Here is a 12,393-nt window from a genome sequence, read left to right as displayed (position 1 = left end):
CCGCAAACGAGTTCATGATGAGCCAACCCTGGAGCCCCGATAGCTGGCGAGCCCTGCCGATCCAGCAGCAACCCCAATACCCGGACGCTGCACACTTGCTGCAAGTGGAGCAGAGCCTGGCGAGCTACCCGCCCCTGGTGTTTGCCGGGGAAGCCCGCGAATTGCGCCGTCAGTTTGCCGAAGTGACCCAAGGTCGTGCGTTCCTGCTGCAAGGTGGCGATTGCGCCGAGAGCTTTGCCGAGTTTTCCGCCGCGAAGATTCGCGACACCTTCAAGGTGCTGCTGCAGATGGCCATTGTCATGACCTTCGCTGCCGGTTGCCCGGTGGTGAAAGTCGGGCGCATGGCCGGCCAGTTCGCCAAGCCACGCTCGGCCAACGATGAAACCATCGACGGCATCACCCTCCCCGCCTACCGGGGCGATATCGTCAACGGCATCGGCTTCGACGAAAAAAGCCGCGTGCCAGATCCGGACCGCCTGTTGCAGTCCTACCACCAGTCCACCGCCACCCTCAACCTGCTGCGCGCCTTTGCCCAGGGCGGTTTCGCTGACCTGCACCAGGTGCACAAGTGGAACCTGGATTTCATCGCCAACTCCGCGCTCGCCGAGAAGTACAGCCAACTGGCCGACCGCATCGACGAAACCCTGGCCTTCATGCGCGCTTGTGGCATGGACAGCTCGCCGCAATTGCGCGAAACCAGCTTCTTCACCGCCCACGAAGCATTGCTGCTCAACTATGAACAGGCCTTCGTGCGCCGCGATAGCCTGACCAACGACTACTACGACTGCTCGGCGCATATGTTGTGGATCGGCGACCGCACCCGTCAGTTGGACGGCGCCCATGTCGAGTTCCTGCGCGGAGTGAACAACCCGATCGGCGTGAAAGTCGGACCTAGCATGAACCCGGACGACCTGACCCGCCTGATCGACATCCTCAACCCGGATAACGACCCTGGCCGCCTCAACCTCATCGCCCGTATGGGGGCAGGCAAGGTCGGCGACCATTTGCCCAACCTGATCCGCGCCGTGCAGCGCGAGGGCAAGCAAGTGCTGTGGAGCTGCGACCCGATGCACGGCAATACCATCAAGGCCAGCAGCGGCTACAAGACCCGCGACTTTGCGCAGATCCTTGGCGAAGTGAAGGATTTCTTCCAAGTGCACCAGGCAGAAGGCACCTATGCTGGCGGGATCCATATCGAGATGACCGGGCAGAACGTCACCGAATGCATCGGCGGCGCACGGCCGATCACCGAAGATGGCCTGTCGGACCGTTATCACACCCATTGCGACCCACGGATGAATGCCGATCAATCGCTGGAGTTGGCGTTTCTGATTGCAGAGACCTTGAAACAGGTAAAGCGCTGACGTTTTAGCGACGGGGATGACGCCATCGCGGGCAAGCCCGGCTCCCACATTTGAACGCGTTTCTCTGTGGGAGCCGGGCTTGCCCGCGATAGAGGTTTAAAGGTTGGTATCCCGGTTCGGCATCGCTGCCCTTAACCGAGCAGCACTGGGCCGCTGGCAATTGAGCTGGACCTGTTCCAGCCCTAGCCAGTCGGCCATTTTGCGCAGGTTCAGCGCCAGCGCCAGCATGCCTTCCTCATCCAGCCCCGGCTCTTCCTCATGCACGACATGCACGGCCAGGCGCCCATGAGCACGCTCGGCTCGCAGGTCGACGCGCGCGGCAATGCGTTCGTTGTGGAGAAACGGCAACACGTAGTAGCCATACACGCGCTTTTCTTGCGGGGTGTAGATCTCCAGCCGATAGCGAAAGTCGAACAGGCGCTCGGTGCGGCTGCGCTCCCATATCAGCGAATCGAACGGCGACAACAATGCACTGGCCGGCACTGTGCGAGGCAGTTTCGGCGCCGACGGGCAGTACGCTGGTTGTTTCCAGCCCCGCACCCGGCACGCCAGCAGTTGCCCATCCTCAACCAGCTCGGCCAAGCGGTTGCGGCTGTCGGCGGGGTCGAGGCGGAAATAATCGCGCAGGTCTTTTTCGGTGGCGACACCCAATGCAGTCGCGCTGTGCAACAGCAAGCCACGCTGCGCTTCACCTTCACTCATGGAGACCCTGAGCACCTCTGCGGGAATAACACGCTCGGGCAGATCATAAAGCCGCTCAAACCCTCGACGACCGGCAACCGTGACCAGGCCAGCGGCGAACAGCCATTCCAGCGCGTGCTTTTCATCACTCCAATCCCACCAGGGCCCGGCACGCTCCTCGCGGGTCGACAAGCTACCCGCCCCCAAGGCGCCCTGCTGTTCGACGGTGCGCAACACGCGTTGGATCGTCGCCTGCTGTTCACGGCCAAAACGTGCCATTTGCGCATAAATCCCCCGCCCTTGCCGGGCGCGCTCCATGCGCCAACCCATCAACGGGTACAGCGCCAAGGGCAGCAGTGACGCCTCATGCCCCCAGTATTCAAACAGAGAACGCCGCCGCCCCTGGCTCCAGGCCGCCTGTTCAAGAATCGATGGGGAATAAGAACCAAGGCGGGAAAACACGGGCAGGTAGTGGGAACGCACCAGCGCATTGACCGAGTCGATCTGTAAAACGCCCAGGCGTTCGATCAAGCGGTTGAGGTGCGCAGCCTTTATCTGTGCAGGCGCCTGGCGCCCGGAAAATCCCTGGGCAGCCAGCGCCATGCGTCGAGCTTGCTTGAGTGAAAAACACAGGTCGGCGGGCATGGCAATCTCCATAGAAGCTCGCCCCCTACCCTACTGCATCCGCGCTTATTTTCGCAGCGGGTCCTCCCAGAAATGCCGATGGCTTTCCTGCGCGACGTCGGCGCGATTGAGCCCGATGTCCTTGAGGGCGTCATCGCTCAGGGTCGCCAGCATCTGGCGCTCCTGATGCAACAGCTGCCAACGCGCGAATGTGTGAAACAGCCCGGCAAACGGCCATTTATCCGTCGATATGAAACCTTTTTGACCTTTCATCTTCTCGCCCTCCAGTGGGGATGACGACAGTGTGTGCCGGGCATTATGATCAATCCAACGAATGTTTCTTATGCATTACATCTCGGAGATTGATCAATTGTCCGCCTATCCCAGCATCGACACTGATGTGCTGCGCACCTTCGTCGCCATTGCCGACCAGGGCGGTTTCACCCGCGCCGGCGAGCAGGTCAACCGCACTCAATCGGCGGTGAGCATGCAGATGAAGCGCCTGGAAGAAGACGTGTTGCAGCGCAAACTGTTCGAGCGCGATGGCCGCCAGGTACGGCTCACGCCCGAAGGCCAGGTGCTGTTGGGTTATGCGCGGCGCATCCTGAAATTGCACAGCGAAGTGTTCAATACCCTGCGCGAGCCGCATATGGTGGGGTTGGTGCGTATCGGCACGCCGGATGACTACGTGATGCGCTTTCTGCCAGGCATCCTCAAGCAATTTTCCAAAGCCTACCCACTGATCCAGATCGAAATGCACTGCGAAGCATCGACCGTATTGATGCAACGGCGGGACCTGGCGTTGACCGTAATCAGCCGCGAGCCCGGCAACGATCTGGGTGAGTTATTGCGTACCGAACGCATGGTGTGGGCAGCATCACCGTGCTTTTGTGTGGAGGAGCACGATGCCCTGCCCCTGGCGGTGTCCGGCGACGAGTGCCTGTACACCCATTGGGCACGGGCCGCACTGGAGGCGGCCGGGCGAGATTATCGCCTGGCCTATCACAGCTCTAACGGAGCAGCGATCCTGGCAGTGGTCAGTGCAGGCCTGGCGGCGATGGTCAGCATGGAAAGCCTGGTCACCGACGACCTGCGAGTGCTCGGCAGCGACGAAGGCTTCCCGCCTTTACCGTCGATGAACCTGCGCTTGCTGCGTAACCCGCAGATGACCTCGCCGATCACCGAATGCCTGGCGGACTACATCGTCGAAGGCTTCAAACTTTAAAGGTCAGCATCAGCGCGCACACCACCAAGAAGCCACAGAAGAGGCCGCGCAACAGACGTTCTGGCAAGGCATGCGCCACTTTCACGCCCCAACTGATACTCAGCAGGCCCCCCACCGCCAGTGGCAGGCCGATCATCCAGTCCACCTCGTGGTGCCAGGCATAGGTGACCAGGGTCACACCGGTGCTGGGCAACGCCAAGGCCAACGACAAGCCTTGGGCGACCACTTGAGTAGTGCCGAAGACGCTGGTGAGTACCGGCGTGGCGACCACCGCGCCGCCGACCCCGAACAGCCCGCCCATGGAACCGGATGCCGCGCCCAAGACGCCAAGCCAGGGCCAGGAATAACGCATTTGTGCGGTGGGCGGCGCATTGCGAGTGAACATGCGCAGCAGGTTGTAGGCAGACAACGCCACCAAGAACGCAATAAAACCGATGCGCATGGCACCCGCATCCAGGCCCACCGCCCAGATCGATCCCAGCCAGGCAAAGCAAAAGCCGGTCACACCCAGGGGTAAAGCGTGACGCAACTCGATGCGGTTACGCTGATGATAGCGCCACAGCGCAAGCATCACATTCGGCACGACCATCACCAAGGCGGTACCTTGGGCAATCTGCTGATCCAGGCCGAACAACACGCCCAGCACCGGGATGGCAATCAGCCCACCACCAATGCCAAACAGCCCACCTACAGTGCCCAACGCCGCACCCAATGCCAGGTACATCACTAAATCCCACACCGCTCGGTACTCCGCAATTTCATGCTTGGCATGCTACGCAGTCGGCTCTGGCGCGGAAACGCACAGCAACGCACAATGGCTGTGCCAATCTCGCATAAGCGTTGAGCTATGAACCCCAACACCCTGACCGACCAGCTGAGCCTGTTTCTCGACGTAATGGAAGCCGGCAGTTTTTCCGCCGCCGCGCGCCTCCATCCGCTGACACCTTCAGCCGTGGCCCGGCGCATCGACAGCCTGGAAAGCTCCGTGGGTAGCCGCCTGTTCCAACGCAGCACCCATGCGGTGGTGCCCACCTCCGCAGGCCTGGCCTTTGCCGAGCGAGCGCGACGAATTGTCAGCGAGTTGCAGCTGGCACGGGCAGAGGCGGTCTCGCTGAGCCATGCGCCGGAGGGGTTGATCCGGGTCGATGCGCCCGCAGCATTCGGCCGCCGGCACCTGGCGCCGGTCATTGCCGATTTTTTGAGCCTGTATCCAGGCCTGGACGTGCACCTGCACTTGATCGACAGCTTTGTCGATATGCAGGGCGCGCATCTGGGCAAGGTCGACCTGGTTCTGCGCGCAGGGCATATTGTCGACACCCGGCTGGTCGCTACGCCGCTGGCGAGTATCGTGCGTATCGCCTGTGCCAGCCCCGCGTACCTGAAAAGCCGTGGCACGCCGGCCCATCCTCGAGATCTGAGCGAACATGACGGCCTGGACTGGGACGGGCTGGCGCCAATGTTCGCCTGGCGCTTCGAACTGGACGGGCGCCGCACCACCTATCGCCCGCGACGCATCCGCATGAGTGCCAACAACGCCGAAGCCCTGCTCTCGGGCGCACTGGCCGGGCTGGGCATCGCTCACTTGCCGACCTGGTTGGCCAGTGAATACCTGGTGCGCGGCGAATTGTTGCCGCTGTTTTGTGAAGACGGTTTGCCCAGTCCGGAAACCGCAGGCATTTATGCGCTGCGCCTGGAGCAACAGCCCAATGCACGCAGCCGACTGTTGCTTGAATACCTCAAATCCCGTTTCAGCCCGGTGCCGCCCTGGGATCTGGCATTGCAAAGTGGCTTGGTCTGACGCCTACGGCAAGAATTACCTGGCGCATTAAAGATTTGCCCGCTAGATTCCAGCCCAGACATGCTTTTTCGAGACGCCACCATGAGCAAAAACCCTGATCCTTGCGAATCGCTGTTGCTGGACAACCAGCTGTGCTTCGCCCTGCACTCCACCTCACTGCTAATGACCAAGGTCTATAAGCCCCTGCTCCAGGCCATCGGCCTGACCTACCCGCAGTACCTGGCCATGATGGTGCTGTGGGAGGAGGATGAGTTGACCGTCAGTGAAATCAGCAGCCGCCTGCTGACGGACCCAGGCTCCATGACGCCACTGCTCAAGCGCCTGGAAGCCGAGGGCCTGCTCAGCCGCACGCGCAGCCGCGAAGACGAGCGGGTGGTGGTGGTGAAACTGACCGACGCCGGGCGCGCCTTGCAGGAGAAGGCCAAGGATGTTCCGCAATGCATCCTGGGCGCCAGCGGGATGGCGCTGGAGCAATTGCGCAAGCTGCAAGGCGACCTGATCGCGTTGCGCGCCAATCTGCAAACCAGCATCTGACACGCTAGGCCCCAGCACTAAACATACTCAAAAGTGGGAGCTGGCTTGCCTGCGATTGCGATTCATCAGTCAACCATGCAGTGACTGATACACCGTCATCGCAGGCAAGCCAGCTCCCACTTTTTGTTCTGCGACACCCTTAAATTCTTCAACGCTGAAAAATTAACTTGCGCACTAAACATTAGCGCTATACATTCACCTCACCAACTACTTAGCGCACAAATGTTTAGCGCTAAACACACAGAGGAACGCCCCATGCAAACGCTCTATACCGCAGTAGCCACCGCCACTGGCGGCCGTGATGGTCGCGCCGTTTCCAGCGACAATATTCTCGACGTCAAACTGTCGACTCCAAAGGAGTTGGGCGGCGCCGGTGGCCAGGCCACTAACCCAGAGCAATTGTTTGCTGCCGGCTACTCCGCTTGCTTTATCGGCGCACTGAAGTTCGTGGCCAGCCAGACCAAACGCAAAATCCCGGATGACGCCTCGATCACCGCCCACGTGGGCATCGGCCAGATCCCGGGCGGCTTCGGCCTGGATATCGACCTGCATATCAGCCTGCCGGGCCTGGCACAAGATGAGGCGCAAAGCCTGGTCGACGCTGCGCACCAAGTGTGCCCGTACTCCAATGCCACCCGTGGCAACGTTGAGGTGCGCTTGCATGTAACGGTCTGAAAAACAGACGCCCATGAAAAAGCCCGACTCAAGGTCGGGCTTTTTTCGTATCGCCGGGGCCAGAATTACTTCTTGGCGCGGCCTTTGTACGAACCACCTTCACGGGTGTCGATCTCGATCAGGTCGTCGATTTCGATGAAATCGGCCACTTGCAGTTCGGTACCGTTGCTCAGTTTGGCAGGCTTCATCACCTTGCCGGAAGTGTCGCCGCGAGCGGAGCCTTCGGTGTAAGCAACCTTACGCACGATGGTCGTCGGCAGCTCTACGGAAACCAGGCGCTCTTCGAAGAAGATAGCTTCGCAGACGTCTTCCATGCCTTCTTCAATGAACGGCAGAACGGCTTCGATATCTTCAGCGTTCAGCTCGTACATGGTGTAGTCAGTGGTGTCCATGAACGTGTAGGTGTCGCCGCTGATGAAGGACAGGGTCGCTTCTTTGCGGTCGAGGATCACGTCGTCCAGTTTGTCATCGGCGCTGTAGACGATTTCGGTCTTGTAACCGGTCAGCAGGTTCTTCAGCTTGGTCTTCATGATTGCGCTGTTACGACCAGACTTGGTGAACTCAGCTTTCTGAACCAGCCAAGGGTCGTTTTCGAGACGGATCACTGTACCGGGTTTCAGTTCTTTACCAGTTTTCATTGCGTATATCCGAAATTTGGATGGGATTGACAAAAATCAAGGTGGCGTATCATATCCAACTTTCATAAAACTGTACCAGCGCCGTCGCAAGATCGGCCTGCAAGCCTTGTTCCAGACACCAGTTCTCAGCGTGCTGGCTGACCTCGGGCCAATGTTCCAGCAGCATTTTCCAGGACTGTGCCATATCGCCATCAGCGTTCCAGGCTTGCCAGAGCGTGACGACGGCAGCTTTGGCGGCCGGTGAAAGTGCGGCTGTGTACAGTTCCAGGAAGGCATCGAGCTTGTCCAGGTGGATGTCTTCGTCCTGGCGGTAGATGTGCCACAGCAATGGCCTCCCCGCCCACTGGGCACGCACGAACGAGTCTTCGCCACGTACGGCGTTAAATTCGCAGCACCATAGCAATCGGTCATATTGCTCCTGACGTACGAATGCAATGACCTGTACGGTCAGCGCACCACGTACTTGGATGTCTCCCGCCGACAAGCTGTTCACCCCCAGCCAGCGCTGCACGTCCCCCAGAATGCGCCCTTCCGGCACCAGCAAGTGCGTCCCCCGTCCATCGGCCGCCAATACGTCCAGCCAGCCGGCCAACCCGTCATTCTCATAGGCAAACAGCGACATCAAACGCGCGCCGGACGTCGGAGCAACGCCCAGGCTTTGCAGGAACCGTTGTTGCGCGGCCGCGTCCTGCTGAAACGCCCGGCGTCGCTCCAACAAGCCGGCTTCGCGCAACAGGCCGCCAGTACCAGGGCGAAACCCGGGGAAGAAAAAGTACTTCTGCACGCCCTTGTACTTCACCGAAGGCAAGCGATGGCAGCCCACCACCCAGTCTTCAGCGCTGAGGTAATCCAGGTTCATCCACAACGGCGCACGTTCACACTCGGCCATGCGGTCCATGTACTCGGGCGGTAGCTGGCACGCGAACGCAGCAATCACCACATCCGCCGGGTGTGCGCCTGGCCATTCGGCCGGCCAGTGGCGCACTTGGACGCCCTCTTGCCATTGCTGGCCCACCTGCACATCAATGTCCGGGCACATGCGTTCGAAGGCGCGCAGGTCATCGACCCACAAGCGCACGTCACAGCCATGCTCCACCACCAACTGCCGGGCCAGGCGCCAGGTCACGCCGATGTCGCCGTAGTTGTCGACGACACTGCAAAAAATATCCCAGCGGGCTTTCATTCCGGGCTCCATCGATCAAAGGTTCGATTGTCCGCATAAATGCGTGGATGCAGAAGGCTTGATCGCGATTATTCTGCACGGAGGCTGTGCGACAATCACCGTCATGCCGTCAATGCCTGCCAGGAGGCCCTTATGTCTGACCGTCCGTTATCGCTGTTCAAGCTCTGCATCGCGATTGCCGCCGGCGTGTGGCTAGGGTTTATCGCCATTGCGCTGACCGCCTGGCTGGCGTCTCGCTACCTGTTCCCCCAGAGCCTGGCGCCGGTGGCACAGGCGGTTCAGCAATTGGGCAAACCGGCCATGGTTGAGCCGCAGCCACCGAACCGTCTGTTCGAACAGTACCAACAGAACCTGCAAAAACAGGAACAACAACAGGCCCTGGACCAGGCCCGAAGCAACGCGCGTAACCTGTCCAACCCCAAATGCCAGTTCTGGCTGCAACAAGACCAGAACGCCCCCAATGAAAAGACGCGGGCCAATGTCCTGCAATTCTGCGATTGATGCCAGATACCGCCATGAATAAACACGCCGTGCTCCAGCTGATCCTGGAAAAGCTCACCGTCGACATCGACGTCGTCCAACGCGCCGCGCAGACCGCCTACGAAACCGCGACCCACGAAGAAAACATTGCCGAAAACAAATACGACACCCTCGGCCTGGAGGCTTCGTACCTGGCCACCGGGCAGGCCCGACGAGTGGAGGAGATCAAGCAATCGCTGGTGCTGTGCCAGCAACTGCAGCTACGTGCGTACGATGATCAACGCGGGATAGAGATAGGCACGCTGGTGGGCCTGGAAGACGAGGACGGTCGCCAGCAATGGCTGTTCCTGGCGCCGGATGCGGCGGGTTTGAAAGTGGATGTGGTGGGGCAACCGGTGACGGTCATCACGCCACGCTCGCCCCTGGGCAAAGGCCTGCTGGGCAAGCGTATCGATGAAGAGGTAGAGATTCTGGTGGCCGGCGCTCGGCAGCACTTTACGGTGACCGAGGCCCGATAACCTACAGCCCTCTGTAGGAGCGAGCTTGCTCGCGAAGGAACGCAAGGGCGCTGCATTCTACCTGGCGCCCCGCGTTAACGTTGGCGATCTTCGCGAGCAAGCTCGCTCCTACAGGGTAATCGCGGTCAGTGGACGGGCAATTCAACGCCGTCAAACAACTCTTCCAGCTCTTGCTTGTTGTGGCACTGGATCGCCTTGGCCATCACCTCACGGGTCAGGTGCGGTGCGAACTTCTCGATGAAGTCGCACATGAAGCCGCGCAGGAAGGTACCACGACGGAAACCGATCTTGGTCACGCTGGACTCGAACAATTCGCTGGCATCCAGCACCACCAGGTCTTTGTCGAGGTTGGTGTCGACCGCCATCTTGGCGACGATCCCGACGCCCAGGCCCAGGCGCACGTAGGTCTTGATCACGTCGGCATCGGCAGCAGTGAACACCACCTTGGGCGTGAGGCCGCGATGGCTGAACGCTTCGTCGAGCTTGGAACGGCCGGTAAAGCCGAACACGTAGGTCACGATCGGGTATTCAGCCAAGGCTTCCAGGGTCAGCTTCGGCAGCTTGGCCAAAGGGTGCCCCTGGGGCACAACCACGCAGCGGTTCCAACGGTAGCAGGGCATCATTACCAGGTCGCCGAACAATTCCAGGGCCTCGGTGGCGATGGCAAAATCGACGGTGCCGTCAGCGGCCATCTCGGCAATCTGCATCGGCGAACCCTGGTGCATGTGCAGGGCTACGTCCGGGTATTGCTTGATGAAATCACGGATCACCGGCGGCAATGCATAGCGCGCCTGGGTGTGAGTGGTGGCGATCGACAAGGTGCCTTTCTTCTCGTTGGAGAATTCCTGGGCGATCTGCTTGATGCTTTCGACTTTACGCAGGATCTCGCCGGCGGTGGTGATGATGCGCTCGCCAGCTGGAGTGACGCGGGTCAGGTGTTTGCCACTGCGTGCGAAGACTTCGACGCCCAACTCGTCTTCGAGCAGGCGGATCTGCTTGCTGATACCAGGTTGCGAGGTATAGAGGCTTTGAGCGGTAGCGGAAACGTTGAGGTCGTGGTGCGCCACTTCCCAGATGTAGCGCAGTTGTTGAAGCTTCATATGAATCCCTCAAAGCAGATAGACGCCACGGGTATCAGCGACGGTATATAACTATATTAAAGGTTTGACGGATAAATCTAGAACTTTTTATCGTTTTTGCCGATCAACTATCGTCACTGCGCCGACGCTGCAGCGACGGCACCAGGTAAACCGGCACGGGGGACAACTGCAACACCCGTGCGGCGGTACGTCCAAGGGGGACGGCCACACCGGTTGCCTGGCTATGACTCCCGACGATCAGCAAGTCGACAGACAGTTTTCGCAACTGGTCGAGAATCACCTCGCAAGGATCCCCCTGGATCACCTTGACCGAGCGAATCCATTGCAGGTCCTGCTCCCCTTCCCCCCACTCCTCGCGGAAGCTGTCCAGCACGCGTTGTTCAATCGTCGCCATCACCGTGCTCAACCCCTTGCTTTGCCATTCGCTCAGGGCGGTTTCATCAAGGTAGCTCTGCAGCACCGATTCGGCGAACAAGCCAATGGGCTCGACCACGTGGATCACATACAGGTCAGCCTTGAACGTTCGCGCCAGCGCCAGCGCATGTTGCATCACGTAGGGCGCATACAGACCGAGGTCCGTGGCAAACAGCATCGAACGAATCATAAAACCTCCTGGGCTGCCAGGATGGCGGGAATTGAATGAGCTTAGCAGCTAGCGCTCGGTCTGGATTCTCAACTCATTGCTGATGCCATGGGGCACGTGCCCGGTGGCCACTACCTCCCTGGCTTTCTCGCAATGGCCGGCCTGGTCATCGAAAAACACATCGGCGGCAAAGGCTTCCAGAAACGCGGATTTTTCCAGGCCACCGAGGAACAGCGATTCGTCCAGGCGGATATCCCACTCGCGCAAGGTGCGGATCACGCGCTCATGGGACGGTGCCGAACGTGCGGTGACCAACGCGGTACGAATCGGGCAGGCCTCATCGGCAAACTCGCGTTGCAACAGGTTCAGTGCCGCCAGGAAGCCCTTGAACGGACCGCCGTGCAAAGGCTGGCGCGCCGACTCTCGCTCGCTGGCCTGGAAGGCTGCCAGCCCACCGGCCTGGTAGACACGTTCGGACTCATCGGAGAACAGCACGGCATCGCCATCGAATGCGATGCGCAGCTCTTCGCTGGAAGCGCGGCGCGGGCCGCCGGACAAAATCGTCGCGGCCGCAAACCCGGCATCGAGGGCGCTGCGCACATCTTCAGCATGGGTGGAGAGAAACAGATGACAACCGAAGGCGGCCAAATAGGGATAGGGACTACGCCCGCCTACGAAAGCGGCGCGGGAAATATCCAGGCCGTAATGCTGGATCGAGTTGAACACCCGCAGCCCGGTATCGGCACTGTTGCGCGACACCAACACCACCTCGACCCGCGCACGCCCCAGGCTGGCATTCAGGCTCAGCAGCTTCTTGACCAGCGGGAAGGCATCGCCAGGCTCGAGGGTTTCTTCCTCGTGCTCGATCTGGTATTTGCGGTAAGCCTCGACCCCTTCAGCCAGATAAACCTTGTGGCTGTCACTCAGGTCGAACAGCGCTCGTGAGGAAATCGCCAGCACCAGTTTGTCAGCCAATCCCTTCACCATGGT

Annotated in this window: 15 protein-coding genes; 7 read left to right on the top strand and 8 right to left on the bottom strand. The window is 60.2% G+C overall.

The window, feature by feature from the left end:
• Positions 1 to 17: 17 nt before the first annotated feature.
• The gene (locus BMH52_RS01810; protein ID WP_019820346.1) at positions 18 to 1,364 is read left to right on the top strand and encodes a class II 3-deoxy-7-phosphoheptulonate synthase; all 1,347 of its coding nucleotides are present in this window, start codon (positions 18 to 20) and stop codon (positions 1,362 to 1,364) included.
• Between the two features lie 96 nt (positions 1,365 to 1,460).
• Here BMH52_RS01810 and BMH52_RS01805 read toward each other — a convergent pair whose 3' ends face one another.
• The gene (locus tag BMH52_RS01805) at positions 1,461 to 2,690 is read right to left on the bottom strand and encodes a winged helix-turn-helix domain-containing protein (protein ID WP_073842764.1); all 1,230 of its coding nucleotides are present in this window, start codon (positions 2,688 to 2,690) and stop codon (positions 1,461 to 1,463) included.
• Between the two features lie 45 nt (positions 2,691 to 2,735).
• Positions 2,736 to 2,942: a DUF1127 domain-containing protein gene (locus BMH52_RS01800; protein WP_014717673.1), complete on the bottom strand. Its 207-nt coding sequence runs from the start codon at positions 2,940 to 2,942 to the stop codon at positions 2,736 to 2,738.
• Between the two features lie 70 nt (positions 2,943 to 3,012).
• Here BMH52_RS01800 and BMH52_RS01795 point away from each other — a divergent pair, with 70 nt between their 5' ends.
• Positions 3,013 to 3,894 (top strand): LysR family transcriptional regulator, encoded by an 882-nt coding sequence (locus BMH52_RS01795; RefSeq protein WP_014717672.1) that lies wholly within the window; start codon positions 3,013 to 3,015, stop codon positions 3,892 to 3,894.
• Here the strand turns inward: BMH52_RS01795 and BMH52_RS01790 are convergent.
• Complete coding sequence (locus BMH52_RS01790; RefSeq protein WP_032902966.1) at positions 3,884 to 4,633, bottom strand: sulfite exporter TauE/SafE family protein; 750 nt, start codon at positions 4,631 to 4,633, stop codon at positions 3,884 to 3,886. The genes BMH52_RS01795 and BMH52_RS01790 overlap by 11 nt on opposite strands.
• A gap of 108 nt (positions 4,634 to 4,741) precedes the next feature.
• Between BMH52_RS01790 and BMH52_RS01785 the strand changes: the two genes are divergently transcribed.
• The 3 genes from BMH52_RS01785 (at position 4,742) to BMH52_RS01775 (ending at position 6,901) form a co-directional block, all read left to right on the top strand.
• The gene (locus BMH52_RS01785; protein WP_073842762.1) at positions 4,742 to 5,692 is read left to right on the top strand and encodes a LysR family transcriptional regulator; all 951 of its coding nucleotides are present in this window, start codon (positions 4,742 to 4,744) and stop codon (positions 5,690 to 5,692) included.
• 81 nt (positions 5,693 to 5,773) lie between these two features.
• On the top strand, positions 5,774 to 6,226 hold the full coding sequence (locus tag BMH52_RS01780; protein WP_020302801.1) for a MarR family winged helix-turn-helix transcriptional regulator: 453 nt from the start codon (positions 5,774 to 5,776) through the stop codon (positions 6,224 to 6,226).
• 255 nt (positions 6,227 to 6,481) lie between these two features.
• Entirely contained in the window at positions 6,482 to 6,901 is a 420-nt protein-coding gene (locus BMH52_RS01775; protein ID WP_014717668.1) for an organic hydroperoxide resistance protein, read from the top strand.
• Positions 6,902 to 6,966: 65 nt separating this feature from the next.
• On the opposite strand, the gene BMH52_RS01770 is transcribed toward BMH52_RS01775, so the two are convergent.
• Together BMH52_RS01770 and earP are read right to left on the bottom strand one after the other, a co-directional pair.
• Positions 6,967 to 7,539 (bottom strand): elongation factor P, encoded by a 573-nt coding sequence (locus BMH52_RS01770; protein WP_003172723.1) that lies wholly within the window; start codon positions 7,537 to 7,539, stop codon positions 6,967 to 6,969.
• 49 nt (positions 7,540 to 7,588) lie between these two features.
• Positions 7,589 to 8,722 (bottom strand): elongation factor P maturation arginine rhamnosyltransferase EarP, encoded by a 1,134-nt coding sequence (earP, locus tag BMH52_RS01765; protein WP_073842760.1) that lies wholly within the window; start codon positions 8,720 to 8,722, stop codon positions 7,589 to 7,591.
• A gap of 132 nt (positions 8,723 to 8,854) precedes the next feature.
• On the opposite strand from earP, the gene BMH52_RS01760 reads away from it, so the two are divergent.
• On the top strand, positions 8,855 to 9,223 hold the full coding sequence (locus tag BMH52_RS01760; RefSeq protein WP_038449530.1) for a hypothetical protein: 369 nt from the start codon (positions 8,855 to 8,857) through the stop codon (positions 9,221 to 9,223).
• A 14-nt stretch (positions 9,224 to 9,237) separates the two neighbouring features.
• On the top strand, positions 9,238 to 9,720 hold the full coding sequence (locus tag BMH52_RS01755) for a GreA/GreB family elongation factor (RefSeq protein ID WP_014717665.1): 483 nt from the start codon (positions 9,238 to 9,240) through the stop codon (positions 9,718 to 9,720).
• A gap of 125 nt (positions 9,721 to 9,845) precedes the next feature.
• On the opposite strand, the gene cysB is transcribed toward BMH52_RS01755, so the two are convergent.
• The 3 genes from cysB to BMH52_RS01740 form a co-directional block, all read right to left on the bottom strand.
• Entirely contained in the window at positions 9,846 to 10,820 is a 975-nt protein-coding gene (gene cysB, locus BMH52_RS01750) for an HTH-type transcriptional regulator CysB (RefSeq protein WP_003189876.1), read from the bottom strand.
• A gap of 103 nt (positions 10,821 to 10,923) precedes the next feature.
• The gene (locus tag BMH52_RS01745) at positions 10,924 to 11,424 is read right to left on the bottom strand and encodes a universal stress protein (protein ID WP_014717664.1); all 501 of its coding nucleotides are present in this window, start codon (positions 11,422 to 11,424) and stop codon (positions 10,924 to 10,926) included.
• A 48-nt stretch (positions 11,425 to 11,472) separates the two neighbouring features.
• Complete coding sequence (locus BMH52_RS01740; RefSeq protein ID WP_019820334.1) at positions 11,473 to 12,390, bottom strand: 5'-nucleotidase; 918 nt, start codon at positions 12,388 to 12,390, stop codon at positions 11,473 to 11,475.
• Positions 12,391 to 12,393: the final 3 nt, after the last annotated feature.

The organism is Pseudomonas sp. BTN1 (assembly GCF_001907715.1).
Lineage (GTDB): Bacteria > Pseudomonadota > Gammaproteobacteria > Pseudomonadales > Pseudomonadaceae > Aquipseudomonas > Aquipseudomonas paracarnis.
Note: the sequence above shows the minus strand (reverse complement) of the source record. Positions and strands in the feature narration are given on the sequence as shown.

Bases quoted from the DNA above. Each gene is read 5' to 3' on its own strand.
- BMH52_RS01805 (WP_073842764.1), bottom strand. From the start codon at position 2,690: ATGCCCGCCGACCTGTGTTTTTCACTCAAGCAAGCTCGACGCATGGCG.
- BMH52_RS01770 (WP_003172723.1), bottom strand. From the start codon at position 7,539: ATGAAAACTGGTAAAGAACTGAAACCCGGTACAGTGATCCGTCTCGAA.
- BMH52_RS01775 (WP_014717668.1), top strand. From the start codon at position 6,482: ATGCAAACGCTCTATACCGCAGTAGCCACCGCCACTGGCGGCCGTGAT.
- BMH52_RS01785 (WP_073842762.1), top strand. From the start codon at position 4,742: ATGAACCCCAACACCCTGACCGACCAGCTGAGCCTGTTTCTCGACGTA.
- BMH52_RS01745 (WP_014717664.1), bottom strand. From the start codon at position 11,424: ATGATTCGTTCGATGCTGTTTGCCACGGACCTCGGTCTGTATGCGCCC.
- BMH52_RS01795 (WP_014717672.1), top strand. From the start codon at position 3,013: ATGCATTACATCTCGGAGATTGATCAATTGTCCGCCTATCCCAGCATC.
- BMH52_RS01810 (WP_019820346.1), top strand. From the start codon at position 18: ATGAGCCAACCCTGGAGCCCCGATAGCTGGCGAGCCCTGCCGATCCAG.
- cysB (WP_003189876.1), bottom strand. From the start codon at position 10,820: ATGAAGCTTCAACAACTGCGCTACATCTGGGAAGTGGCGCACCACGAC.
- BMH52_RS01800 (WP_014717673.1), bottom strand. From the start codon at position 2,942: ATGAAAGGTCAAAAAGGTTTCATATCGACGGATAAATGGCCGTTTGCC.
- BMH52_RS01755 (WP_014717665.1), top strand. From the start codon at position 9,238: ATGAATAAACACGCCGTGCTCCAGCTGATCCTGGAAAAGCTCACCGTC.
- BMH52_RS01760 (WP_038449530.1), top strand. From the start codon at position 8,855: ATGTCTGACCGTCCGTTATCGCTGTTCAAGCTCTGCATCGCGATTGCC.
- earP (WP_073842760.1), bottom strand. From the start codon at position 8,722: ATGAAAGCCCGCTGGGATATTTTTTGCAGTGTCGTCGACAACTACGGC.
- BMH52_RS01780 (WP_020302801.1), top strand. From the start codon at position 5,774: ATGAGCAAAAACCCTGATCCTTGCGAATCGCTGTTGCTGGACAACCAG.
- BMH52_RS01740 (WP_019820334.1), bottom strand. From the start codon at position 12,390: ATGGTGAAGGGATTGGCTGACAAACTGGTGCTGGCGATTTCCTCACGA.